General features: G+C 47.7%; 26 protein-coding genes. 24 read left to right on the forward strand and 2 right to left on the reverse strand.

The window, feature by feature from the left end:
• Positions 1–3: 3 nt before the first annotated feature.
• The 24 genes from JJQ88_RS03840 (at position 4) to spoIID (ending at position 23383) form a co-directional block, all read left to right on the forward strand.
• Positions 4–375: an ATP synthase subunit I gene (locus tag JJQ88_RS03840; RefSeq protein ID WP_210364415.1), complete on the forward strand. Its 372-nt coding sequence runs from the start codon at positions 4–6 to the stop codon at positions 373–375.
• A 22-nt stretch (positions 376–397) separates the two neighbouring features.
• A complete protein-coding gene (gene atpB, locus JJQ88_RS03845; protein WP_210364416.1) occupies positions 398–1108 on the forward strand; it encodes a F0F1 ATP synthase subunit A in 711 nt (236 codons plus the stop codon).
• A 70-nt stretch (positions 1109–1178) separates the two neighbouring features.
• Positions 1179–1391, forward strand: coding sequence for a F0F1 ATP synthase subunit C (atpE, locus tag JJQ88_RS03850; RefSeq protein WP_210364417.1), 213 nt, complete (start codon positions 1179–1181; stop codon positions 1389–1391).
• Positions 1392–1827: 436 nt separating this feature from the next.
• Complete coding sequence (locus JJQ88_RS03855; protein WP_210364418.1) at positions 1828–2349, forward strand: F0F1 ATP synthase subunit B; 522 nt, start codon at positions 1828–1830, stop codon at positions 2347–2349.
• A complete protein-coding gene (locus JJQ88_RS03860; protein ID WP_210364419.1) occupies positions 2346–2882 on the forward strand; it encodes a F0F1 ATP synthase subunit delta in 537 nt (178 codons plus the stop codon). The genes JJQ88_RS03855 and JJQ88_RS03860 overlap by 4 nt, the downstream gene beginning before the upstream one ends.
• A gap of 24 nt (positions 2883–2906) precedes the next feature.
• Positions 2907–4415, forward strand: a complete 1509-nt coding sequence (gene atpA, locus JJQ88_RS03865; protein WP_210364420.1) for a F0F1 ATP synthase subunit alpha — start codon at positions 2907–2909, stop codon at positions 4413–4415.
• A 136-nt stretch (positions 4416–4551) separates the two neighbouring features.
• Positions 4552–5409, forward strand: a complete 858-nt coding sequence (locus tag JJQ88_RS03870; RefSeq protein ID WP_210364421.1) for a F0F1 ATP synthase subunit gamma — start codon at positions 4552–4554, stop codon at positions 5407–5409.
• 119 nt (positions 5410–5528) lie between these two features.
• Positions 5529–6950, forward strand: a complete 1422-nt coding sequence (atpD, locus tag JJQ88_RS03875; RefSeq protein ID WP_210364422.1) for a F0F1 ATP synthase subunit beta — start codon at positions 5529–5531, stop codon at positions 6948–6950.
• Positions 6951–6972: 22 nt separating this feature from the next.
• Positions 6973–7380 carry a F0F1 ATP synthase subunit epsilon gene (locus tag JJQ88_RS03880; RefSeq protein ID WP_210364423.1) on the forward strand — a complete coding sequence of 136 codons (408 nt, stop codon included), beginning with the start codon at positions 6973–6975 and terminating at the stop codon, positions 7378–7380.
• Between the two features lie 1353 nt (positions 7381–8733).
• Positions 8734–9111, forward strand: coding sequence for an NADH-quinone oxidoreductase subunit A (locus JJQ88_RS03885; protein ID WP_210364424.1), 378 nt, complete (start codon positions 8734–8736; stop codon positions 9109–9111).
• A complete protein-coding gene (locus JJQ88_RS03890; protein WP_210364425.1) occupies positions 9102–9614 on the forward strand; it encodes a NuoB/complex I 20 kDa subunit family protein in 513 nt (170 codons plus the stop codon). The genes JJQ88_RS03885 and JJQ88_RS03890 overlap by 10 nt, the downstream gene beginning before the upstream one ends.
• 3 nt (positions 9615–9617) lie before the next feature.
• Positions 9618–10826 (forward strand): NADH-quinone oxidoreductase subunit C, encoded by a 1209-nt coding sequence (locus JJQ88_RS03895; RefSeq protein ID WP_210364426.1) that lies wholly within the window; start codon positions 9618–9620, stop codon positions 10824–10826.
• A 3-nt stretch (positions 10827–10829) separates the two neighbouring features.
• Positions 10830–11930 (forward strand): NADH-quinone oxidoreductase subunit D, encoded by a 1101-nt coding sequence (locus JJQ88_RS03900; RefSeq protein ID WP_210364427.1) that lies wholly within the window; start codon positions 10830–10832, stop codon positions 11928–11930.
• Positions 11930–12940, forward strand: a complete 1011-nt coding sequence (gene nuoH, locus JJQ88_RS03905; RefSeq protein WP_210364428.1) for an NADH-quinone oxidoreductase subunit NuoH — start codon at positions 11930–11932, stop codon at positions 12938–12940. Before JJQ88_RS03900 ends, nuoH begins: the two co-directional genes overlap by 1 nt.
• 67 nt (positions 12941–13007) lie before the next feature.
• Complete coding sequence (gene nuoI / locus JJQ88_RS03910) at positions 13008–13427, forward strand: NADH-quinone oxidoreductase subunit NuoI (protein WP_210364429.1); 420 nt, start codon at positions 13008–13010, stop codon at positions 13425–13427.
• A complete protein-coding gene (locus JJQ88_RS03915) occupies positions 13424–13951 on the forward strand; it encodes an NADH-quinone oxidoreductase subunit J (protein ID WP_210364430.1) in 528 nt (175 codons plus the stop codon). The genes nuoI and JJQ88_RS03915 overlap by 4 nt, the downstream gene beginning before the upstream one ends.
• Entirely contained in the window at positions 13948–14262 is a 315-nt protein-coding gene (gene nuoK / locus JJQ88_RS03920; protein WP_210364431.1) for an NADH-quinone oxidoreductase subunit NuoK, read from the forward strand. Before JJQ88_RS03915 ends, nuoK begins: the two co-directional genes overlap by 4 nt.
• Before the next feature lie 139 nt (positions 14263–14401).
• Entirely contained in the window at positions 14402–16264 is a 1863-nt protein-coding gene (gene nuoL, locus JJQ88_RS03925) for an NADH-quinone oxidoreductase subunit L (RefSeq protein ID WP_210364432.1), read from the forward strand.
• On the forward strand, positions 16264–17784 hold the full coding sequence (locus tag JJQ88_RS03930; RefSeq protein WP_210364433.1) for an NADH-quinone oxidoreductase subunit M: 1521 nt from the start codon (positions 16264–16266) through the stop codon (positions 17782–17784). Before nuoL ends, JJQ88_RS03930 begins: the two co-directional genes overlap by 1 nt.
• Before the next feature lie 6 nt (positions 17785–17790).
• Positions 17791–19287, forward strand: coding sequence for an NADH-quinone oxidoreductase subunit NuoN (gene nuoN / locus JJQ88_RS03935; RefSeq protein WP_210364434.1), 1497 nt, complete (start codon positions 17791–17793; stop codon positions 19285–19287).
• 363 nt (positions 19288–19650) lie between these two features.
• On the forward strand, positions 19651–19887 hold the full coding sequence (locus tag JJQ88_RS03940) for a DUF1146 family protein (RefSeq protein WP_210364435.1): 237 nt from the start codon (positions 19651–19653) through the stop codon (positions 19885–19887).
• Positions 19888–20100: 213 nt separating this feature from the next.
• Positions 20101–20832 carry a YwmB family TATA-box binding protein gene (locus JJQ88_RS03945; protein WP_210364436.1) on the forward strand — a complete coding sequence of 244 codons (732 nt, stop codon included), beginning with the start codon at positions 20101–20103 and terminating at the stop codon, positions 20830–20832.
• Positions 20833–20864: 32 nt separating this feature from the next.
• Positions 20865–22172 (forward strand): UDP-N-acetylglucosamine 1-carboxyvinyltransferase, encoded by a 1308-nt coding sequence (gene murA, locus JJQ88_RS03950; RefSeq protein ID WP_210364437.1) that lies wholly within the window; start codon positions 20865–20867, stop codon positions 22170–22172.
• A gap of 182 nt (positions 22173–22354) precedes the next feature.
• Positions 22355–23383: a stage II sporulation protein D gene (gene spoIID, locus JJQ88_RS03955; RefSeq protein WP_210364438.1), complete on the forward strand. Its 1029-nt coding sequence runs from the start codon at positions 22355–22357 to the stop codon at positions 23381–23383.
• A 193-nt stretch (positions 23384–23576) separates the two neighbouring features.
• On the opposite strand, the gene JJQ88_RS03960 is transcribed toward spoIID, so the two are convergent.
• Entirely contained in the window at positions 23577–24566 is a 990-nt protein-coding gene (locus JJQ88_RS03960; RefSeq protein WP_210364439.1) for a nuclease-related domain-containing protein, read from the reverse strand.
• Between the two features lie 1238 nt (positions 24567–25804).
• Positions 25805–26239, reverse strand: a complete 435-nt coding sequence (locus tag JJQ88_RS03965) for a VanZ family protein (protein WP_349237093.1) — start codon at positions 26237–26239, stop codon at positions 25805–25807.
• Between the last annotated feature and the right edge of the window lie 120 nt (positions 26240–26359).

Below are 26359 nucleotides of genomic sequence, written 5' to 3' on the forward strand. Positions count from 1 at the left end.
ACAATGGAAATTAAGGATCTTTATCAGCGCCAGCGCAAATACATATTTACCTTGTTGTCCATATATGTCCTTGGTTACGGCTTTACAAGCTATCAATCAGTCTTTGCCGGATTGATCCTTGGTACAAGCCTGAGCCTTTTTAATTTATGGCTGCTGGCAAGGAAGATGGAGCGATTTGGGGATTCGGTCGTCGAAGGGAAGAAGGTCAGGTCGCTGGGAACGATGTCAAGGCTTGCGACAGGGGCTCTCGTAGTGATCATTGCGCTGGAATATCCGGACCGCGTCAACCTGATTTCTGCTATATTGGGATTAATGACATCCTATCTTGTCATTATGATAGATTTTTTTCTGCATTCTTTTCATTTACGTAGATAGCGGGGAAGAGAGGTGAATACTGATGGAACATGGAGCTCCTATAGTAGATTTTTTAGGGCTTAATTTTAATCTGGCTAACATCCTGATGATTACGATAGCAAGTGCGATTGTTTTCATCATTGCTGTCCTTGCCACTCGCAGCCTTGCGATGAAGCCGACTGGCATCCAGAACTTCATGGAATGGGTGATGGATTTCGTCAAGGGCATCATCAACAGCGCGATGGATTGGAAGGACGGAGGAAGATTTCACGTGCTTGGAATCACATTGATCATGTACATCTTTGTTTCCAACATGCTGGGGCTTCCATTCTCAGTTGTTTATGATGGCGTGCTTTGGTGGAAATCGCCAACGGCTGACCCTGTCATCACGATGACTCTTGCAGTCATGGTTGTAGCGCTGTCCCACTATTATGGCGTCAAGCTTAAAGGGACTGCTGAATACGGCAAGGAATTCTTTAAACCATTCTGGTTTATGTTCCCGATCAAGATTATTGAAGAGTTTGCCAACACGCTTACTCTCGGCCTTCGTCTTTACGGTAACATCTACGCAGGTGAAATCCTGCTTGGCCTATTGGCAGCCGGGCTCGCAAATGGAATTGGCGGACATTTAGCCGCAATCGTCCCAATGCTTGCGTGGCAAGGGTTCTCCCTCTTTGTCGGCGGAATCCAGGCGTTTATCTTCACAATGTTAACAATGGTTTATCTCTCCCATAAAGTGAGCCATGACCATTAATATATACCTGTTCATTCAATGAACAAAACTATATAAATCTTTTTTCATACATTAAAGGAGGAAATTTTAGATGGGTCTTTTAGCAGCAGCAATCGCAATTGGTTTAGCAGCACTTGGTGCCGGTATCGGTAACGGTTTGATCGTTTCACGCACAGTAGAAGGAATCGCTCGTCAGCCAGAGGCTCGCGGCATGCTTCAAACTACTATGTTCATCGGGGTTGCGTTGGTTGAGGCGATTCCGATCATCGCGGTTGTTATCGCGTTCATGGTTATTGGACAGTAATCGACCAACAATAAGCAATTGAGCTGACAATGGCGAAGATCATTCCGCGCGAACCTTCGCCATTCATTTATGTACCTGGAAAACAAAAAAACGGCCCGAGCCTATGTTCCTGGAACAAGAGCCCGGTGGCCATTCTTGATGAAAGTTATTGTCCGATAATTTCGGGCCAATTGAAATACCTTCTTCATATCAAAGAATACCTAGCTCCAGCGCCTGGCACCCCGGGTCATGAGCCAGCCGAAGCATATTCCCATGAGTAAGTTGCTCCCACGGCTCACGCCGCGCAGTAAGGCAGCAAGGGAGTTTACTCGTGGCGGACGCCCGGCTGGGAAACTGCCTCATCGCAGCTGATCTTATGCCTATCGGGGCTGGCCAGGGCGCTTGCGCTTTAAATCACGGAACAACTCTTGAAGGGAGTGAATCGAGGGTGTTAACAATGAATTTTTTCGTATTGGGAGCTGCTGCTGAACATAGCGGCTTGAACGGTGGAGACATCATATTCCAGCTTGTGATGTTCCTTGTTTTGTTAGCATTGCTTAAGAAGTTCGCCTGGGGTCCATTGATGGGCATCATGCAACAACGTGAACAGCATATTGCTGGCGAAATCGAAGCGGCTGAAAAGAGCCGTGCCGAAGCGCATAAGCTTTTGGAAGAACAGCGTGAAATGCTAAAGCAGGCGCGCGCTGAAGCGCATGGATTGATTGAAAATGCAAAGAAACAGGGCGATGTCCAGCGTGAGGAAATCATCGCGCTCGCACGCACTGAATCTGAAAGGATCAAAGAATCAGCGAAAGCTGAAATCGAGCAGCAGAAGGAGCAGGCTGTTGCGGCAATCCGCGAACAAGTGGCTTCATTGTCTGTCCTGATTGCTTCTAAAGTAATCGAAAAGGAAATTTCTGCAGCTGATCAGGAAAAGCTGATCAATGAATACATCCAGGAGGCGGGGAATGCCCGATGAGTAATTCGACGGTAGCAAAGCGCTATGCCCTGGCCCTTTTCCAGATTGCTTCTGAAAAGCAGGTTCTTGCTCAAGTTGAGGGGGAACTTCGCACGGTAAAGGAAGTTGTCTCCAATAATCCAGACCTTACCGCTTTCCTGAAGTCTCCTAAACTTCCGAACGAGAAGAAAAAAGAGGTTTTGAAGCAGGCATTTGCGTCAGCAAGTACTTATGTCCTTAATACGTTGATGATTTTGGTTGACCGCCACCGCGAAGACCAGATTTCCGAAGTGGCAGACCAGTTCATTGCCCTTGCAAATGAAGCAAGAGGCATTGCAGAAGCGAAAGTATACAGTGTCCAGCCTTTATCGGCTGAGCAGGCTGAAGCGATTTCAGCTGCATTCGCGCCGCAGGTCGGCAAACAGACACTTCAAATCGAAAACATTGTGGACTCCAATTTGCTTGGAGGCGTTAAGCTCCGCATTGGAAACCGCATTTTTGACGGCAGCTTGCGCGGCAAGCTCGATCGTTTAGAACGAAAATTGTTAGGCTAAGATTCGTAGATAGGGGTGAAACTCATGAGCATCAATGCTGAAGAAATCAGTGCGCTGATAAAATCGCAAATAGAAAATTATCAGTCGGAAATTCAAGTGAGTGATGTGGGTACAGTTATCTCGGTTGGTGACGGTATCGCCCGTGCTCATGGCCTCGACAATGTCATGGCTGGAGAACTTGTTGAATTTTCAAACGGCGTCATGGGTATGGCGCAAAACCTTGAAGAAAATAACGTCGGTATCATTATCCTTGGACCATTCACGGACATCCGCGAAGGGGACGAGATCCGCCGTACGGGCCGCATCATGGAGGTTCCTGTTGGGGACCAATTGATTGGCCGCGTAGTGAACCCTCTTGGACAGCCAGTTGATGGCATGGGTCCAATCAACACAACAAAAACTCGTCCGATCGAATACCCTGCACCGGGTGTCATGGACCGTAAATCCGTTCATGAGCCGCTGCAGACTGGGATCAAGGCAATCGACGCCCTCGTTCCAATCGGACGCGGACAGCGTGAATTGATCATCGGTGACCGCCAGACTGGTAAGACATCTGTCGCCATCGATACAATCCTGAACCAAAAAGGCCAGGACATGATCTGTATCTACGTTGCAATCGGACAGAAGGAATCAACTGTACGTAACGCAGTTGAAACTCTCCGCAAGCACGGCGCGCTGGAATATTCCATCGTTGTTACAGCATCCGCTTCACAGCCTGCTCCGCTGTTATACCTTGCTCCATACGCAGGTGTATCGATGGCGGAAGAATTCATGTACGAAGGCAAGCACGTCCTTGTCGTATATGATGACCTTTCCAAGCAAGCTGCTGCATATCGTGAGCTTTCCTTGCTGCTTCGCCGTCCTCCAGGCCGTGAAGCATATCCAGGGGATGTCTTCTACTTGCACTCACGGTTATTGGAGCGCGCTGCTAAATTGAGCGACGCCAAAGGCGCTGGCTCGATCACAGCACTTCCGTTCATTGAAACACAGGCAGGCGACGTATCTGCTTACATTCCAACGAACGTTATTTCCATCACAGACGGACAGATCTTCTTGCAGTCCGACCTGTTCTTCTCAGGCGTACGCCCGGCGATCAACGCAGGTCTTTCTGTATCCCGCGTAGGCGGATCCGCTCAGATCAAAGCGATGAAGAAGGTATCCGGTACACTTCGTCTTGACCTTGCATCATACCGTGAACTTGAAGCATTCGCACAGTTCGGTTCCGACCTAGACAAAGCAACCCAGGCGAAATTGAACCGCGGTGCCCGTACGGTTGAAGTGCTGAAGCAGGATTTGAACAAGCCGCTTCCTGTTGAAAAACAAGTAGCGATCCTATATGCACTTACACGCGGCTTCCTTGACGATATTCCATTGCAGGATATCCGCCGCTTCGAAGCCGAGTTCCATACATGGTTAGACCACAACCGCAAAGATGTGTTAGACCATATCCGCACAACGAAGGAACTTCCTTCAGATGATGATATGGCTGCTGCGATCAACGACTTCAAAAAGACTTTCGCAGTTTCCGAGTAATTAGCATAGCGGCTGTGTCCCTTAGACGCAGCCCGGTCTGGAAAATTCAGCTGTGCCGCCCTTTTGCCAGGGCCGCCCGGCTTGAATTTGAACGATTACTTGAACAATCTTTGAAAAAAGGGTGGTGAGAACCGAAATGGCATCTTTACGTGATATAAAATCCCGGATTACTTCTACCAAAAAGACGAGCCAGATTACCAAAGCAATGGAAATGGTATCCGCCGCGAAATGGAACCGCGGGGTCATGAACGCGAAAGCATTCGTGCCTTACATGGAAAAAATCCAGGAAGTGACTGCGTCCATCGCCATGGGCAGCAAGGATGTGAACCATCCAATGCTGACGTCACGTCCGGTGAAGAAAACGGGATATCTAGTGATAACATCTGATCGCGGACTTGCAGGGGCATACAATAGTAACGTCCTCCGCCAGGTTTACCAGACGATCCAGAATCGCCATAAATCAAATGAAGAGTTTGCCATCATCGCGATCGGAAGGGTCGGCCGTGACTTTTTCCAAAAACGCGGCATGAACGTTGTCCTCGATATCGTTGGCATTGCGGACCAGCCGTCCTTCGTCGAGATCCAGGATATCGCCAGCAATACAGTTGGCATGTTCTCAGATGGAACATTTGATGAATTATATGTTTACTACAGCCATTATATCAGCGCGATTTCACAGGAAGTGAAGGAGAAGAAGCTGTTGCCGTTAACGAACATTGCTGCTTCCACGAAGCTGACCGCCTATGAATTCGAACCAAACGCTGAAGAAATCCTCGAAGTTCTCTTGCCGCAGTACGCAGAAAGCTTGATTTACGGAGCGCTGCTCGACAGCAAAGCAAGTGAACACGCTGCTCGTATGACAGCCATGAGAAATGCGACGGATAACGCGAAAGAGCTGATCAATTCACTAAGCTTAAGCTACAACCGCGCGCGCCAGGCTGCCATTACCCAGGAAATCACCGAGATTGTCGGCGGAGCCGCAGCCCTCGAATAGGTCCATTCCCTTGGGGAAAGACTGAACGGATTATTTTTTATGACAATTGGGGATGTGGCATGTGTGCCGCATCCCATCATGATGTATATATTTGAACAAGTACGATAGGAGGGAACATGATGAACAAAGGACGCGTTCTCCAGGTTATGGGTCCGGTTGTTGACGTGCAGTTCGAAAGCGGCAACCTTCCAGAGATCTATAACGCTTTGAAAATCAATAATGCAGCGCGCAACGAATCAGAAGTTGACATCAACTTAACCCTTGAAGTAGCCCTTCATTTAGGTGATGACACTGTACGTACAATCGCGATGTCTTCTACAGACGGTTTGACACGCGGAGTGGAAGTGGTTGACACGGGTGCCCCAATCTCCGTTCCAGTCGGTGATGTGACACTTGGCCGTGTATTCAACGTATTGGGTGAGCATATCGACCTTGACGCTCCGGTCCCTGCTGATGCACGCCGCGACTCAATCCACAGGGAAGCTCCAACTTTTGAACAGCTTTCCACTGAGGTTGAAATCCTTGAAACAGGAATCAAGGTCGTTGACCTGCTGGCTCCATACATCAAGGGCGGTAAGATTGGATTGTTCGGTGGTGCCGGTGTCGGCAAGACCGTATTGATCCAGGAATTGATCAACAACATCGCTCAAGAACACAGTGGTATTTCCGTATTCGCTGGTGTTGGTGAGCGTACACGTGAAGGAAACGACCTTTATCATGAAATGACCGATTCAGGCGTTATCAAGCAAACAGCGATGGTATTCGGCCAGATGAACGAACCGCCAGGAGCTCGTATGCGTGTTGCCCTGACTGGTTTGACAATGGCTGAATATTTCCGTGATGAACAAGGGCAGGACGTTCTTTTCTTCATGGACAACATTTTCCGTTTCACACAGGCAGGTTCCGAGGTTTCCGCGCTATTGGGCCGCATGCCTTCTGCGGTTGGTTACCAGCCTACGCTAGCTACCGAGATGGGTAAATTGCAAGAGCGTATCACTTCAACTAACGTCGGTTCCGTAACATCGATCCAGGCGATCTATGTACCAGCCGATGACTATACTGACCCAGCTCCAGCGACAACTTTCGCTCACTTGGATGCAACAACAAACCTTGAGCGTAAGCTTTCTGAAATGGGTATCTATCCTGCGGTGGATCCGCTTGCTTCGACTTCACGTGCCCTGACACCTGAAATCGTTGGCGAAGAGCACTATTCAGTCGCTCGCCGCGTACAGCAGACACTGCAGCGCTACCGTGAACTTCAGGATATCATTGCGATCCTTGGTATGGACGAACTTTCCGACGATGATAAGCTTGTGGTACACCGCGCTCGCCGCGTCCAGTTCTTCTTATCGCAAAACTTCCACGTAGCCGAGCAGTTCACAGGGCAGCCAGGCTCATACGTGCCAGTTAAAGAAACTGTTAAAGGATTCGCTGAAATCCTTGACGGGAAATATGACCATCTTCCAGAAGATGCATTCCGCCTAGTCGGCCGGATCGAAGAGGTAATCGAGAATGCAAAACGTATGGGCGTAGAGGTCTAATTACGGACCAGGAGGGTAAAAAATGAAGACGATTAAAGTCAGTGTTGTTACTCCCGATGGGCCGGTGTATGAGTCAGATGTCGAAATGGTAAGCACAAAAGCTCAGACAGGCGAGCTTGGAATCTTGCCAGGACACATTCCAATGGTTGCACCGCTACAAATAGGTGCTGTCCGCTTGAAAAATGGCAACAATACGGAATTCGTAGCGGTCAGCGGCGGCTTCCTGGAAGTCCGTCCCGAGCAGGTAACCATCCTGGCTCAATCCGCTGAAAAATCATCCGAAATCGATGTGGAACGCGCGATGAGAGCGAAAGAACGCGCTGAACAGCGTCTGCGTGAAAGACAGCAGGAAAACATTGATTTCAAACGCGCAGAACTAGCACTCCAGCGTGCCATCAATCGTATTTCGGTTGCCCAGCGCAGAATATAATGAGAAGACCAGCATCCTCCGAAAAGCGGAGGATGCTTTTTTATGTCAGGTTCAGTTATTGCATTTATTAGGAAGAAATAGTTTAAGATTGGCCATTCGCCGAATTGATTGGGAATAGCGCTCAATTAATCGCGGTGAGCGCTCAATAAAGAGGGAAACGCGCCGAATTTACCGCGATGAGCACTGAATTAATCCTGAATTAACTGCAAGTAGCCCGAAACCAAGATGGAGAAAGTTAGAATAACTGCGGTGAGTGCTATATAGAAGGCTGTGTAAAAGCTGAATGTTGTTTTTAAAGAGTTGATTGGAACGGAAGGGACTGACTCCAGCGGGATACAGCGGCAAGGTGGAGCCCCCGCAGGCGCAAAGGGCCGGGGAGATAGGGAAGCTGAAGCGCTTTGGTCAGCCCCGACAAGCGCTGGCCGACTAAGACCGCCGCGTCCTGCGGCAACGTCGGCACTAGGACGTCCTGTCCGCCGAAGGGCCTGACAGTGAAGTCGCTCTTTGACTTCATTGGCGGAGCGAAGCGACTCCGCCAGGGAGCCCTTTTTCATCAATGGTCGATAGCTATGGCTTCATTGGCAGGATCGAAGCGACTCGAGGGGCTAAGCGCTTAAGCTGGACCAGCTCCACTGACGCCCAGCGGAAAGCATGTCCCTGGAGTGGAAATTAACACCAAGGTTTAATAGAGCCAAATAAAAAGGGAAAGTACTGAATCAACCGCATAGAGTAATAATTAAAGAAGGGAAAGCCCTGAATAAAATTGCGCAGGCCCTTAATCCATGAAGAGAAGCAATATATAATGAAGAAATATGCTGAAAAACAAAAAAAGTGGAATCATATCTAACCCCCTAATGAAAGTACTTACATAAGCATCCTTATGATGACAGAACCCCTTTTCGGCCAAAGAGAAATCCTGACCAACCTAAATTGATAGCCAATTGCACACTGATTCCGGATTCATGAAACGTACCGGTGCGAGCCCATCCAATTTCGAGGATTCAAGCAAAATGGAATAGATTCCGAATTGTTGATAAACGTCACTGACATGCATACTGAATTCCGTTTTAATATAGGATGTAACCGATTTTTGACATAATTAAAAAGAATGAGAATAAAAACTTAAATGGTTAGTAAACATGCAGGGGGCGAGTCTTTTTCCACCCCCTGCTGCCTGGTTCTTCCTATTATATTTTCGGATATAATTTGCGGACGGATGGCCTTTCTGAAAGGATGGCAAATCACTGCCAGATTGTACAAAGCTTTATCGACACACATTTGTAACAATGGTATAATTGTTATCGGTTACAAGATTAAAAAGTATGAAAATTTTACAACATTGGAGGGATGGGCATGGAGCAGCTGAATTTATATCAAAATAACTATTTGATCGTTTTTGTGTTCCTATGTCTCGGGGTATTGCTGCCAATCGTGGCTTTGTTCGCAGCGAAGCTTCTTCGGCCGAAATACAAGGCGGACGAGCGCAAATACACCACCTATGAGAGCGGAATGGAGCCATTCAGTGACGCACGGGTTCAATTCAACGTCCGTTATTACGTTTTCGCCCTTATGTTCGTTATTTTTGATGTTGAAACAGTGTTTTTGTATCCATGGGCAGTTGCCTATGACAATTTGGGAATCTTCGCGCTGATTGAAATGTTTATCTTTGTCGTGATGCTTCTCATCGGACTCATCTACGCATGGAAAAAGAAGGTGCTAAAATGGACTTGAAATTGGAAGATATCACACCTGAGGAAATGGCAGAACTCCAAAGGAATGTTTTTGTCACAACCCTTGAACAGGTGAAAGGATGGGCCCGCAGCAACTCTCTGTGGCCAATGACATTCGGTCTTGCCTGCTGTGCGATTGAAATGATGGCGTCCAGCTCCGCGCACTATGACCTCGACCGTTTCGGGACATTCTACCGGAACTCGCCGCGTCAATCCGATGTCATGATCGTTTCAGGAACTGTGACGAAAAAAATGGCGCCAACGGTCCGCAGACTTTATGACCAGCTTGCAGAGCCGAAATGGGTGATCGCTATGGGCTCGTGTGCGACAGCGGGAGGCCCATACATCAATTCTTATTCAGTGGTTAAGGGAGTCGACCAGATTGTGCCTGTCGATGTATACATTCCTGGATGCCCGCCTAATCCAGCAGCACTAATTTACGGGATTAATAAATTAAAAGAGAAGATCCGTTATGAGGCGAAAACCGGGAAGAAGGTGATCTAACCGATGAGCGGGGAAAAGGATTTAGAGCAAATAAAGAGAGAAGCAGCGGAAAAGGCTAAGGAGCTGGCAAAACAGCGCCTTGCTGCAAAGCAAACGGGAGAAGGAACAGACCAGAAACCGAACCGGGAAACATCCGCTGAAACGCAAGTGAAAGCGGAATCTGCAGGAGGCGAAGACGCCGACCTCGCGAAAAAGAAGGCAGCTGCAGCCGCAAAGGCGAAAGCGGCGGCACTGGCAAAGATGAAAGCGTCAGGCCAGGCAGAGGAAACGGCTGAAACGCCAGCAGGTGAAGAAGACGCCGACCTTGCGAAAAAGAAGGCAGCCGCAAAGGCGAAAGCGGCGGCACTGGCAAAGATGAAAGCATCAGGCCAGGCAGAGGAAACGGCCGAAGCGCCAGCAGGTGAAGAAGACGCCGACCTTGCGAAAAAGAAGGCAGCTGCAGTAGCAAAGGCAAAAGCAGCCGCAGCCGCGAAATTGAAAGCGAAAGGCCAGGAAGGTTCCGAAGCATCAGCAGGTGATGATGACCTCGCGAAGAAGAAATCAGCCGCAGTAGCAAAAGCGAAGGCGGCAGCAGCTGCGAAAGCGAAAGCAGCGGCCCAGGGCGGCGCTTCAGCGGATGATGAAAAAGCAAAAGCGATTGCAGCCGCAAAAGCAAAAGCCGCGGCAGCCGCGAAGGCAAAAGCAGCCGCCGGTGGAAAAGCCGCAGCTGCAGAACCCGCGGAGGAGAAGAAACCATCACCGAACCAGCCTTATCTCGATAAATATGTGAAAGTCATTACAGATAACCTTGGCGATGTCCTTGAGGATGCCTATATCAATCCTTTATCGAAGGACGTACCTACATTAGTAGCAAAGAAGGAATCATACCACCGCATTGCGGCATTCCTGAAATACAATGAACTTCTCGGATTTGATTATCTTTCAGAGCTTCACGGCACAGATTTCCAGACACATATGGAAGTTTATGTGCATTTGTACTCATACAAGAACAGACAATCCGTTGCCTTGAAGGTCAAGCTTGACCGCGACAATCCTGTCATCGAATCGGTACAGCCGCTTTGGGCAGGTGCGGATTGGCCTGAATGCGAGACATACGACCTGCTCGGGATCAAATTCGAAGGCCATCCTGACCTCCATCGCATCATGCTAGGTGAAGACTGGGTCGGCCATCCGCTGAGAAAAGATTATGAACCGTATGATGTGGAGGTGTAGCCCGTGATACGCACAGAAGAAATGCTCTTGAACGTTGGTCCGCAGCACCCTAGTACGCACGGTGTATTCCGCCTCGTCCTGAAAATCGATGGGGAAGTCATCGTTGAAGCAAAACCTGTAATCGGTTATTTGCATCGCGGGACTGAAAAAATCGCCGAAAATCTTCAATATACCCAGATCATCCCTTATACAGACCGGTTGGATTATGTATCAGCGATGACCAATAACTATGTCATCGTCCATGCTGTGGAAACGATGATGGGAATCGAAATTCCGGAACGCGCAGAATACCTAAGGGTGCTGGCGATGGAACTGAACAGGGTTGCGAGCCACCTGCTGTGGTGGGGAACATTCATCCTGGATTTCGGCGCCACCAGCCCATTGCTTTACGCATTCCGCGACCGCGAAATGATCCTGAACCTGCTGAATGAACTGTCCGGTGCCCGCCTGACGTTCAACTATATGCGCGTTGGCGGCGTCAAATGGGATGCCCCTGAAGGCTGGCTTGAAAAGGTTTCTGACTTTGTCACTTACTTAAGGGGACAAATCAAGGGCTACCACCAGCTTGTATCCGGAAATGAAATATTCCTTAACAGGACAAAAGGCATCGGCAAATACACGAAGGAAGATGCCATCAATTATTCATTAAGCGGCCCAAACCTTCGCAGCACTGGCGTTAAGTGGGATCTGCGCAAGGATGAGCCATATTCGATCTATGACCGCTTTGACTTCGATATCGTCACCCGGGAAGAGGGCGACGTGCTGGCCCGCTATTATTGCAGGCTCGGGGAAATCGAAGAATCGCTGAAAATCATTGAACAGGCTGTGGAACAATTCCCGAAAGAGGGAGAAATCATGGCCAAGGTTCCGAAAATAATCAAGGCCCCAAAAGGAGAAGCATTTGTCCGGATCGAAGGGTCCAGAGGCGAAATTGGCTGTTACATATCAAGCGATGGAAAAAAAGAACCTTATCGCCTCAAGTTCCGGAGACCGTCCTTCTACAACCTGCAAATCCTTCCTAAGCTTCTGGAAGGCCAGAACATCTCGAACCTGATCGCGATTTTAGGAGCGGTGGATATCGTTCTTGGGGAGGTAGACGGATAATGGTTGATAAACTACTTGGTTCAAGCCCTGGAATAGTCAACTTCGGGATTTTCTTTGGCCTTGCGGTCCTCCTGCTGTTTGTGATCCTTGGTTTTGTCACAATGGCCATCCTTGCCGAACGTAAGGTGCTTGGTTTCATGCAGGGCCGTTATGGGCCAAACTATGTCGGCGGGAAATGGGGGCTGCTTCAATCCGTTGCCGACGTCCTGAAGCTTTTGGTGAAAGAAGACTTGATCCCGAAAGCGGCTGACAGGCCGTTATTCATTATCGCTCCTGTCATCGCGTTTGCCCCATCCTTCACGGTCATGGCAACGATCCCGCTGACAGACCGGCTGCAATTTGCTGACCTGAATATCGGCATCCTGTATTATGTTGCGATTTCCGGCCTGACAATCATCGGGATGCTGATGGCAGGATGGGCATCAAACAATAAATATTCATTGCTAGGCGGCATGCGTGCCGCAGCACAGATGATTTCCTATGAAATACCGCTTGTCATGAGTGTGCTTGGCGTCATCTTGCTTTCTGGCAGCCTTAACTTGAATCAAATTGTCGAAACGCAGAGCAATCATGGCTGGTTCATCCTATGGCAGCCGATTGCGTTCATTGTCTTTTTCATTGCGGCAACAGCTGAGCTGAACAGGGTGCCATTCGACCTTGCAGAAGCCGAGAACGAACTTGTCGCTGGCTTCCATACAGAGTATTCCGGCTTCCGCTGGGCGATGTTCATGCTTGCCGAATATGTCTATATGTTCGCGATGGCTGCTTTGATTACCCTTATCTTCCTTGGGGGCTGGCTTCCGCTGCCATTCCTGGAATTCATCCCGGGAGCTGTCTGGTTCTCGCTGAAATTCAGCCTGGTCGTGTTCATCCTCATCTGGTTCCGGGCGACATTCCCGAGGATCCGTGCTGACCAGCTGATGGAGTTTGCCTGGAAGGTACTGCTGCCAATCGCGCTTGCGAACATTTTCCTGACTGCGCTGATCAAGGAATTTTTGAATGTCTTCTAAAATAGCAAAGGAATCCGCAGCGCTGTGAGACGCGCTCGAGATTCCCGCGATAAAAGGGGTGAAAAACGTGCTTGGATGGACAAAAGGATTAGCTTATACCCTTAAACAAATGAGCCGCGAAAAGCTCACATATGATTATCCGAACGAATCGATCCCGCTTCCTGACCGATTCCGGGGAATCCAGAAGTTCTATCCGGAAAAATGCATCGTCTGCAATCAGTGCGCGAACATTTGCCCGACAAACTGCATTAATTTGACAGGCAAAAAGCATCCGGATCCAACTAAGAAAGGCAAAATCATTGATACGTATGATATCAATTTCGAACTTTGTATCCTCTGTGACCTTTGCACAGAAGTTTGCCCGACTGAAGCGATTATCATGACGAACAACTTCGAGCTTGCTGAGTACAGTCGGGATGAACTGTTCAAGAACCTGGAATGGCTTGATGAAAATGACGAGAATATACGGAAGGTGAATAAAGCATGACGTTAACAGGTGAATTTCTTGCGTTTATGTCACTTGCTTTAGTGGCGGTAATCGGCGGCGTGCTTTTATTGAACCTGAACAAGGTCATCCACATGGTCGTTGCACTCGTCTTTACATTCGTCAGTATCGCAGGTATCTATGTATTGCTGGCCGCTGAATTCGTGGCTGTTGTCCAAGTATTGATTTATTCCGGCGCAATCACGATCATCATGCTGTTCGGAATCATGCTTACCAGGCACAGCGAAGAATCAGAGTCGGAATCGAAAACAGGAACCTGGCGCAGGCTTCTGCTGTTCCTCGGTGTATTGGGCTTTGGCGCTTCCGTGTATTTGGGCATTTATGACCTTGATTTCGAGGCTGTGCCGAATGCGCTGCATGAAAACAATACAGGACAGATTGGTGTAGCTCTATACTCGCACTATATCATTCCATTCGAGCTGATTTCCGTTGTCCTGCTAGTTTCCCTGATTGGCGCCATCGTGCTTGCGCGCAAGGATGAAGAGAAGGAGGGGGACAAGGAATGAGCTCAGTTCCAGTTTCGGCCTATCTTGCCCTGGCTCTGATCCTATTTTGCATAGGGCTTTATGGTGCCTTGACAAAGAAAAATACCATCATCGTCCTGATTTCGATTGAGTTGATGCTGAATGCCGTCAATATCAATCTGGTGACCTTCAGCAAATATGGAATGAACCCATCGATCACTGGCCAGGTGTTTGCGATCTTTACCATCGCGATTGCCGCGGCAGAAGCCGCAATCGGGCTTGCTATCCTGTTCGCCCTTTACCGCAATCGCAAGACGGTCAATATCGAGGAAATCAACCAATTGAAAAATTAACTTACCGATCCAGCAGCATATACTGTTGGAAAAGTATAGAGAAATCTTGTAGCTGGACTGCCCCGCACCATGCGGGCCTCAATCTGACGCGTGTATAAAGGAAGATCATACGCGTTCAAAAAAGGGGATTGTGATATTAATGGAGAATGCTTGGCTCATTCCGCTGTTCCCGCTTGTATCCTTCCTATTCCTTCTTCTGTTCGGGAAAAGGCTGAAAGAAGCAAGTGCACTTGTCGGCATCCTGCTGACACTTGCCTCGCTTGTATACTCCATCCTTGTGCTGTTCGAGCGCTTGACGGAGGCTACCTATAAAGCTGAAACCGTATGGCTGGAAATAGGGGATTTACAACTGACTGCGGGCTTTGAAGTAAACCAATTAAACGCATTGATGCTGGTAATCGTATCCCTTGTCAGCTTCCTTGTACATACCTATTCAAAAGGATATATGCACGGTGACGAACGGTTCCCGGTTTTCTATGCTTATCTAGGACTCTTTACATTTGCGATGCTCGGACTTGTCATCTCGCCGAACCTTTTGCAGACTTATATTTTCTGGGAATTGGTCGGTGTCGGCTCTTTCTTGCTGATCGGTTTCTATTTTTACAAAGAAAGTGCCAAAAAGGCTGCCAAAAAAGCTTTCATTATGACCAGGATCGGGGATGTCGGACTGCTGATCGGCATGATCTTATTATTCTGGCAAACAGGCAGCTTCGAATACGATGAAATTTTTGCAGCTGTAGAAGAGGGAGCTGTTTCAGGCACGATGATCACGTTGACTGCCATCCTGATTTTCATCGGGGCAGTCGGCAAGTCGGGTCAATTCCCGCTCCATACATGGCTTCCTGACGCAATGGAAGGCCCAACGCCTGTATCCGCGTTAATCCACGCGGCAACGATGGTTGCGGCCGGTGTATACCTCGTCGCATCCCTGTTCCCGCTTTTCAATGCAAGCGAAACAGCGATGCTGACAGTAGCCATCATCGGCGCCTTCACCGCAATCTTTGCAGCGTCGATTGGCCTTGTCCAGACTGACATCAAGCGTGTCCTGGCATATTCGACGGTCAGTCAGCTTGGCTATATGATGCTGGCACTTGGATCTGCCGGTTATGTTGCCGGAGTATTCCATTTGATGACACATGCTTTCTTCAAAGCCCTGCTGTTCCTTGCTGCAGGTAGCGTCATCCATGCGGTACATACTCAGGATATCGAAAAGATGGGCGGGCTCTGGAAAAAGCTTACGTTCACTGGTCCGCTGTTCCTGATCGGGACATTGGCGATCAGCGGCGTACCATTGTTTTCCGGGTTTTTCAGTAAAGATGAAATCTTGATTGCTGCCTGGGCAAATGGGAACATTGCCTTGTTCTGGCTGGCTGTCATCGCGGCGTTCTTCACTGCTTTCTATATGTTCCGATTGTTCTTCATGGTGTTCACTGGCGAAGCGCGCAGCGACATGAAGAATGTCCATGAATCACCTTCCGTGATGACGCTGCCGATGGCCGTGCTGGCTATCCTGGCAGTAGTAGCGGGCTATGTGAATACACCTTGGTTCGGAACGTATCTTGGCGATTGGCTGACAAAAGGCAACGAGGCACTTGGCCATGGGCACATCGAAGGCCCTGCCTGGATCATGATTGTGGCCACAGCCGTTTCCTTGCTGGGCATCCTGCTTGCGTGGATGATGTATGGCAAGAAATCATTGTCACGTGACTGGCTTAGCAGCAGGCTGCCAATCACTTACAGCGTCGTTAAGAACAAATACTATATTGACGAAATCTATAACCAGACTTTTGTATACGGAGCAAAAGCTGTCAGCTTCTTCCTTCGCTTCATCGAGGTTTTCCTTGTCGAAGGCCTGCTCAAGCTGACAACCGCCTCCGTCCAGGCTCTTGGTAAAACGGGCGCGAAAATCCAAAGCGGCCAGGTACAGACATATGGCATGATCGCCTTTGTCGGCTTGGCAGTCCTAATGGTCATCTTTGCGTTAACAGGGGGGTATCTATAATGGATTTCAATTACTTTCTTACCTTGATGGTATTCTCCCCTTTACTAGGCATCCTGCTTCTCGCCTTCATGCCAAAGGCCAATGAATCAGGAATAAAATGGCTTGGGTTTTTAGCGACGCTGCCGTCGCTGGCGCTGGCGTTGCTTGCTTATTTTTCATACCTTGGCGGCAAAGACCTGGCCGGATTTTCGGAGAAATTCCGCTGGATCCAATTTGGCGGACCTGGAGCCGAACAGGCAAACCTGTTCACAATCGACTATGAGCTTGGCCTTGATGGCTTCGCGCTCGTCATGGTCCTGTTGACAGCTGTGATCGCGGCACTAGCGGCACTAGCATCATTCCATATTAAAAGGGAATGGAAGGGCTACTACATGCTATTCCTGCTCCTTGAAATCGGGATGCTGGGCGTATTCACAGCACAGAATCTGATTTTGTTCTTCCTGTTCTTTGAAATCACCCTGATTCCGATGTTCTTCCTGATCGGAAAATGGGGCTATTATGAAAAAGAAAAAGCGGCTTACAGCTTTTTGATCTATAACGGCCTTGGGTCGGCGGTATTGTTGATTGTTATCATGGTGCTCTTTTCACGCACCGGGACTTCCAACATCGAAGCGCTCAAATTCATGATCAACACGGATAACGCGCCGACGTTTGCGCCAATATCCGAATCGCTGAAATTCGGATTGCTGATCGCACTGCTCATCGCTTTCGGCGTGAAGCTGCCAATTTTCCCGCTGCACAGCTGGATGCTGCGTGTTCACGTCGAGGCACCGCCATCCATCGTCATGATCCACTCAGGGATCTTGTTGAAAATCGGTGCCTTCGGTTTGATTCGCTTCGGGATGGGCATCTTTCCGCAACAATTTGAAGACATTGCTGTCCTGCTCGCTGTCCTTGGAGTCATCAATCTTCTGTATGGGGCATTCCTTGCATTTATCCAGACTGATTTCAAAATGGTCCTTGCCTATTCTTCCATTTCCCATATGGGAATCGTGTTAATCGGCCTTGGGGCGATCAATGAAGCAGGGATCCAGGGAGCCATTTTCCAGGTGGTCTCCCACGGCTTGATATCAGCGTTATTGTTCTTCCTGGTAGGTGTGCTTTACGAGCGCACCCATACTACTACTCTTGCAAATCTTGGCGGAATGGCTAAGGGAATGCCAATCGCGGCAGGCTTCCTGCTTGCGGCTGCGATGGCATCACTAGGATTGCCAGGTATGTCCGGTTTCGTCAGCGAGTTCATGGCATTCCTTGGCCTGTTCAAGGAAATGCCAATCCTAGCTGCAGTTGGTGCACTAGGTATCATCATGACAGCTGTCTACCTGCTGCGGGCTGTCCTTGCCATCACTTTTGGCAAAGCAGAACGTGAATTTGTCGGAATTTCCGATATCCGTTCCTTCGAATGGGCTCCGGTATTGATCCTAGTTGGACTGATTGTCCTGATCGGGGTATATCCGGCTGTTCTCAGTGAGCCGCTTCAGGCAACGTTAGAGACTATCCTGATGGGAATAGGGGGGTGATGAAGGATGGATCTAGATACACTTCTTTCATTTGATTGGGGTGCGATGACTCCGGAATTCATCATCCTCGGAGTCGCGACTGCCCTGTCATTGCTGGATTTATTCATGCCAAAGCATATAGATAGGAAAGTGCTTGGCTGGCTTGGCTTTGCCGGAATCCTAGCGGCGCTTGTTTCCTTGGTGACGCTGATGGATAAGGAAGCAACATCGATTTTATTCGATACGTTCATGCTGGATTCATTCGCAATCGCCTTTAAGCTGATCCTGCTTGTCGGCGCAGCGCTTGTGATGCTGCTCGCAATCGATTTCCATCATAATGATGGACTTGAACTATATAAAGGAGAATTTTTCTATCTGTTCCTTGCGGCCTTGCTAGGAACGATGATCATGGCGTCAAGCGGTGATTTGATCACCTTGTTCGTCGGCCTTGAACTGCTGTCTATTTCTTCTTATATACTGGCAGGCATGCGCAAACGGAACATTCAGTCGAACGAGTCCGCAATGAAGTATGTGATCAATGGCGGCATTTCGACAGCAGTCACAATGTTCGGAATGAGCTATGTATTCGGACTGGCTGGAACTACGAATCTGATGGAAATCGCCCAGGTCTTCCAGGGGATCGATAATCCACAGCATATTTATATTCTTGGACTTGCTTTCTTCATGATTTTTGTCGGCTTGAGCTTCAAGCTCGCTACTGCTCCATTCCATATGTGGGCACCAGATGTTTACCAGGGGGCACCAACCCCGGTAACGGCATTTTTGAGTGTCGTATCGAAAACAGCCGGTTTTGTCATCATGATCAGGATTGTGTTGTCAGTCTTCGGAAACGTGCCGGTAACAGTTGATGGCCAGAAGATTTCCATGCTGTTCGAACTGCAGGACTTTATCGCTTTCCTAGCTGGCGCAACGATGATCATCGGAAACGTGGTCGCATTGAGGCAGCGGAACATAAAACGCTTATTCGCTTACTCAAGCATTGCCCACGCCGGTTATATCCTTGTTGCTGTGACAGCCTTGTCACCGGTAATGCTAGATGCCATCTGGTTCTATCTGCTTGCTTATGTATTGATGAACCTTGGCGCTTTTGCGATCATCCAGCTGATTACGATGAAAACGGGCACTGAGGATATTAGTGAATTTGCCGGCCTATACCGCCGGGCGCCGCTGCTCGCAGTGGCAATGGGGATTTTCCTCCTGTCACTGGCGGGCATCCCGGGAACAGCCGGCTTCATTGGTAAGCTGAACATTTTCATGGGTGCCTTGATGGGGAATGAAGCACACTATGTACTCGTATCGATCATGATTGCGACGACGGTCATTTCCTATTTCTATTACTTCGGCATCATGACGCAGCTGTTCTTCCGTCCGGCAGCCGTTGATACAAAGATCAAAATGCCAGGCGGGATTGCCGCAGTCATCATCATTACTGCCGCTGCGACCATCCTGTTCGGTATCATGCCAAACCTGGCAATCGATGTGTTCATGGATCTAATGAAGTAAGAGTTTACTTTTTCAGGGAAGTTTTTCACGGATGAAAATCCGGTTTTGGGGGAAACCGGATTCAGATAGGGACGCCGGAACACCTCCGGCGAAGGGGTAATGGATACAAAAGCCGGCCTGCAGTCTGCAGGCCGGCTTCTTTCATTGTCAGGCCGAATTTCGAAACAGGCTCGTGGATCCGCAGCAGATGCCAGTTCGTTTAAAGGGAATCGGCTGCTATTTGGGATTCGGCAAAAGCATGATTAAAGAGCATGCTTCCGCCTACTTCTCATGGCTTTGAAACTTTCCTGGTTTTTGGCCGTCTAATAGGGGTAGAGGAAGCAGGTTTATGCTAAAATAGAGGTGGGAAAAGGAGGGCATCAAATGATTTCAGCAATGGGCCCATATGCACTGACCAGCATCATTTCGCATCTTGCGTTTATCGCATTGGCATGGTGGGCGCTCCAGTCACTTCAATTTGATAAGCTGCTGCGGGGGAATCATGTATTCCAGGCAAGGGTTTTATACATAATGACTTCGATTGCGCTAGGGGCAACAGTCAGCAACTTTTTCCTTGATTACCTTCAGTGGTCACTGCAGCTGCCCATGATTTTTCAATAAGCAAAAATTAGGTCTTCATACATGTTTTCAAAATGAAGATAATTGAGTAAAATGCTTTTTGTGTGCATTTATTTTGCAAATGCTTGTTTATTTTTTCACAAGGAGTGAACACCCGGATAAGTTGACCAGAAATAATGTCAAAATGTGACGAGAATTCCAAAGTATTTGTTTCACTCTCCTGGTAACAATGGTAATAAGGGGAGAGTGAAAAAAATGAAAAAGCTTTCGTTATTGATATCAATTTTAGGCCTCATTGGTTTTATTGCAATCCAAGCTGGGAATAAAACGACTGTAGCTGATGTGCAACAGGACCTTGAAACTCTGGCTTCAGTATTGCAGGACGAAAATATTTTAATCACTGGCTGGTCTTTATATGCAAAAAAATCATTGGTAAATATTAACGAAAGGGAAAATGCCGAGGATCTTATCAACGATCTAAAAGCCCAGTTCCCTGATTGGAAGTGGTCTCACAGCAATGGGAATATTACCGCTACTTCATCCACATCAGAGCTGCAGGAAAATATTAGAATTGCCACGACGGACACAAATGGCCGCTCTCTAACGTATCTCATGTATGAGGTCAGAGGTCAGTCCTGGAATAAAAATACAGCAGCTTTTTTGAAAGAAAATTTGCCAAGCAGAATTTTTGACATTTTTCGAGGAAATGTGGAAACTTTCTCTTGTATTGAAGGCGATCTCAGTGATAAGATAGATTCGGCTTTGTTTGTTTTCAAAGAGGAATTGTTAAAGGCTTTTAACGCGAAGGAAATTGAAGGATTGGAAGAAGATTCATTCATCTCCGTATCCGCATTTTCGCCTTTATTCAACAAATCATTAAGCAAAGAACATGAAATGAATATGCAGCTTGGATTACGGAAAACTGAACGATTGGGCGCAAAGACTACCCTGGTAGTTGGCACACCCATCATAACGATTGAATATTAATATAGAGAAATTGGACGCGGAGGGGAATACTCTTGGAAAAAATCATTGTCCGCGGCGGACGAAGGCTGAGCGGTTCTGTTAAGGTTGAAGGAGCTAAGAATGCCGTTTTGCCTGTTATTGCCGCATCATTATTAGCAAGTGATGGAAAAAGCGTAATTCGTGATGTGCCAACTCTCTCCGATGTATATACCATCAATGAAGTATTACGATCATTAAACGCCACAGTGGAGTTTGAAAATAATACAATAACAGTAGATGCATCCAGAGAGTTAAAAATTGAAGCCCCATTTGAATATGTACGTAAAATGCGAGCTTCTGTATTAGTAATGGGATCATTGCTTGCAAGGAATGGCCGTGCGCGCGTCGCATTGCCTGGCGGCTGCGCAATCGGTTCCCGTCCGATTGACCAGCACCTCAAAGGCTTTGAAGCAATGGGTGCGACAGTGAAGGTGGGCAACGGCTTCATTGAAGCCGAAGCTGAAAACGGCCTGCACGGCGCAAAAATTTATCTTGATTTCCCGAGTGTAGGCGCTACGGAAAATATCATGATGGCCGCAGTACTTGCTAAAGGTACAACGACCATTGAAAACGTCGCAAAAGAACCTGAAATAGTCGACCTTGCCAACTTCCTTAACAAAATGGGAGCGAAAGTAAGGGGTGCGGGTACAGGCACAATCCGGATCGATGGGGTCGAAATGCTGTTTGGTGCTGAACATAACATCATCCCCGACCGGATCGAAGCAGGAACCTTCATGGTTGCAGCTGCAATCACTGGCGGAGATGTACTTGTAAAAGGCGCAGTCCCTGAGCACCTGACTTCATTGGTCGCAAAAATGGAAGAAATGGGCGTCACTATCGTCGAGGAAGAAGAAGGACTGCGTGTCATTGGCCCTGAAAAGCTGAAAGCAGTCGATATCAAGACAATGCCGCACCCTGGATTCCCAACGGATATGCAATCCCAGATGATGGCACTGCTTTTGCGCGCGGAAGGCACAAGTATGATCACGGAAACGGTCTTCGAAAACCGCTTTATGCATGTCGAGGAATTCCGCCGCATGAACGCCAGCATCAAAATCGATGGACGTTCCGTCATCATGAACGGACCATCCGATCTTCAAGGAGCCGAAGTGGCAGCTACAGACTTGCGTGCTGCAGCTTCCTTGATCCTGACTGGCCTTGTCGCTGATGGAGTGACTCGCGTAACGGAATTGTATCATCTTGACCGCGGTTACGTGAATTTCCACCAGAAGCTGGGAGCACTCGGAGCAGACATTGAACGTGTCAATGAAGTGGAAGAAGTGCCATCAGCAGAGAAACTTGTTTCTGACCTAAATGCATGAATACCAAAACCGGAGAATTGTGCTATTAGTATGGTTCTGCGGTTTTTTGGTTGTTAGAGAAAAAATGTTCAAGCACATTATTTTCCGGGAAATGCGTGCATTTTCAAATACAAGTCATAAATGCCTGTCGGCCTCCATAAGATGGAATTGACCGTATCAATTTCATATTGGAGGCTTTTTCTATGTTAAAATTTAAACCTTTCATCGTACTAGGCGCCATTCTATTCACAGTCACTCTCCTGATCCCGACGATGCTGGTCCTCCCATTCATGGACGAGAAGGCAGGCGGAAAGCTGGGAGAAGACCTTCAGGGAGAAACAAAACCAGCAGCTGCCGCCCCATCCGCAGATTCCGCAGTGGAGGTTGCTGTATACCGGACAGCATTGTCCAAAACGGAGAAGCTTCCACTTAATGAGTATTTAATCGGTGTCGTGGCAGCTGAAATGCCAGCTGAATTCGAACTTGAAGCCCTGAAGGCGCAGGCCCTGTCAGCAAGGACCTATTATGTGAAACAAATGATGAGTCCAAACAAAGTTGGCGTTCCAGAAGGAGCGCAACTGAATGATACAGAAATCCACCAGGTATTCAAAAATAAAGAAGAGCTGAAAAAGCTCTGGGGCGTGGACTATAAATGGAAAATCAAAAAGGTCGCAGAAGCGGTAAAGGCGACCGATGGCCAGGTGTTGACCTATGACGGAGCCCCAATCGATGCCACATTTTTTTCAACAAGCAATGGATTCACGGAGAATTCAGAGGAATACTGGGACAATGCGTTTCCCTACCTTCGCAGTGTGGAAAGCCCCTGGGACCGGAAGTCTCCAAAATTCACTAACAAGATGGTTGTTCCGGTCAGTGAATTCGAGTCGAAGCTTGGAGTCAAGCTTTCAGGCTCTTCAGCTATCGGCAAGGTCGTCTCACGGACAGCCGGAAACCGGGTCGGCAAAATCGAGATCGGCGGCAAGGTCCTCAGCGGAAAAGAAGTCCGTGACAAACTTGGACTGCGCTCAAGCGATTTCTCCTGGGAAGCCAGAGGGAAGAACATCATCATCAGCACAAAAGGCTTCGGCCACGGCGTCGGCATGAGCCAATACGGCGCAAACGGCATGGCCACCGAAGGCAAAACCTACAAAGACATCGTCCAGCACTACTACAAAGGCGTCCAAATCAGCTCCGCCGAGAACATGCTGACCAAGGTCACTGCGAGGAAATAGGGGCGGGGAGCTTGAGCGCTGGCACGAAACGTTGGGCGAGCATGGGCACGGGAATACTTGAAAGCAGGAGTGCTGGAAGCAGAAACTGCCATAGATTTGTACTTATTAGTATCCAAACCCAAAACCTGAATTGTTGGCCAGGGCAAAAACCGCCCTGGCTTTTTAGCGCGTCTGGAGTGGCGGGCGTAATTTGTTATTTTTTCGCGAGCTGGAAAAAAGCCTCGATATCGGGCGGCATGTGGTAGGTGCGGCCTTTTTTGTTGCCCTTCATCGGAAGGTGCATATGTGAAACCATACTGGAAGTTGACTTCACAGAAGGCACATGGAGGAATTTTCTTAACTCGCGGTTAGTAAATGTAGGACTAATTAGAAGGAGGAATTCGAGGATTGCTGAATAATGGGCATTTTTAGATGTGTGCATACAAGAAGGACATTGCCATTTCCATTTCATTCGCTGCATGCCAAACGAAGAACAGTCAGGACATTGTACGCCATTCCGAATGTCATCCTCAGTGAGTGAGTAAAATTTCAGAAGGTCTGGATAAAGAGGTTCTTGCTTTTTAATAAAAAGTTTTTGCAGTTTCTTTAAATCTTTTTCAGAAAAGATTTCTTCCTTGTTGCTTTCATTCGTTTCAAGAACTCGTTCAAGCAACGTATCACCTTTTAGCACAAGCTTATGCAGGCTAGGGTGGCTCACTTTAATAATAGCTGAAGAGTTACTGATCGTAACGAGATAGTAAATCGGAGGGATTTTAAATTTATTCTCTGCGAGCCATCTCTCCAAATGCCATTTTTGCATTTTCACCTGGAGAATTGGATTATCATAAGCCTTATCCTTTTCATCTTTTGTCTGGGTCATTTGTTTGGAGTTATTTTCAAAATAAAGGGTCCCTGTGTAGTTTTTTGTTTCAATAAGAAGGATGTAACGAGGAGTCAACAGGAGGGTATCCATTTGAAAGTACCATTTATCATCTGCCAATCGCAGGTCCCTGAAAATAAGGTACTCTTTTTCAGGTAAAAAACTTAGGCGGTAATCGGTGCTTAGTTCGCCTTTGTAACCAGCACGCCAAGCCTTGTAATCCTCTTCAATAATAGAGAGTTTAGGATGGTTTTCAACAAGACGGTTGAACAGAGCTTCATACTTTCGAAGCCGGATGGGATAGTTTCTTTCTTTAGCAATCAAACAATCACTTCCTTTCTAATGATTCTAGTAAAATTCGACAAAAAGAAGAAAAAATCCTGCTGATTTACATATTTATAGCAATTAAATTCTTAAATGAAAATGATAATCCTAATTAGAGTGACGATAATCCCAGTTGGAGTGAATATAATCCCGTTAGGAGCATATAATCCCAGTTGAAGTGAAGATAATCCCAGTTGGAGTGAAGATAATCCCAGTTGGAGTGACGGTAATCCCGTTAGGAGCGTATTATCCCGGTTAGGAGCAATATAATCCCAGTTGGAGTGAATATAATCCCGGTTGGAGTGAATATAATCCCAGTTGGAGTGAAGATAATCCCAGTTGGAGTGAAGATAATCCCGGTTGGAGTGAATATAATCCCGTTAGGAGCATATAATCCCAGTTGAAGTGAAGATAATCCCAGTTGAAGTGAAGATAATCCCAGTTGGAGTGAATATAATCCCGGTTGAAGTGAAGATAATCCCAGTTGGAGTGAATATAACCCCAGTTGAAGCGCATATAATCCCAGTTGGAGTGAAGATAACCCCGTTAGGAGCGTATAATCCCAGTTAGGAGTAATATAATCCCAGTTGAAGCGCATATAATCCCAGTTGGAGTGAATATAATCCCAGTTAGGAGCATATAATCCCAGTTGAAGTGGAGATAATCCCAGTTAGGAGCATATAATCCCAGTTGAAGTGGAGATAATCCCAGTTGGAGTGGAGATAATCCCAGTTGGAGTGAATATAATCCCGGTTGGAGTGAATATAATCCCAGTTGGAGTGAATATAACCCCAGTTGAAGCGCATATAATCCCAGTTGGAGTGAAGATAACCCCGTTAGGAGTGTATAATCCCAGTTAGGAGTAATATAATCCCAGTTGAAGCGCATATAATCCCAGTTGGAGTGGAGATAATCCCAGTTGAAGCGCATATAATCCCAGTTGGAGTGAAGATAACCCCGTTAGGAGCGTATAATCCCAGTTAGGAGTAATATAATCCCAGTTGAAGCGCATATAATCCCAGTTGGAGTGACGATAATCCCAGTTGGAGTGAATATAATCCCAGTTAGGAGCATATAATCCCAGTTAGGAGTAATATAATCCCAGTTGAAGCGCATATAATCCCAGTTAGGAGCAATTTAATCCTTGTGGCACCAAATTCATTCCTTCAAACCGCAAAAAAGCAAGCGAATCCAACGCTTACTTCAAAAATGCTTCGCTTCCCTGCTTCCAGGGAATCTTATTCTCTCACCCGCTCCTCAATCCTCTGCAGCACCCTCCCAAGCCGCGCGAATTTCCCGCTGAAGTAAGCGTGGTGCAGGAAATGAGATGCCGCCAACACTCCAATGACATCTTTCACGAAATCAATAACTGTTGCCGACCGGTATGGGACAAAGCTCTGGTGGACCTCATCAAGCAGGCCGTACAGGATCGACACGCCCATGAACACAAAACTCCATAACGGCATAAAGCCCCGCACCGTCAGCGCCCCCAGAAAGAACAGCACGTATAAAATCCCGAACTCTACTAAATGAAGCGACTCTTTCAGGAAACGATCTACACCCCGGTCCGGGAGCTCGATCACAGCGGTATCCGGCAGGCTGGACATGATCCAGATTGCCGCCATGTAGGCAAAAGGCAAAATACGCAATACGAAAACCAATAATCTTTTCACAATAAACCCTCACTTAACGGTAAAATTGGCGCCACATCCGCAGTGGCATCTAAGATATGATCGATGACGCAAAAACAATCTCCCAGAGCGAAAAGCAGGAAATGGCGGGACCCAAAAGAT

Source organism: Bacillus sp. REN3 (assembly GCF_017912555.1).
Taxonomy (GTDB): domain Bacteria; phylum Bacillota; class Bacilli; order Bacillales; family Cytobacillaceae; genus Mesobacillus.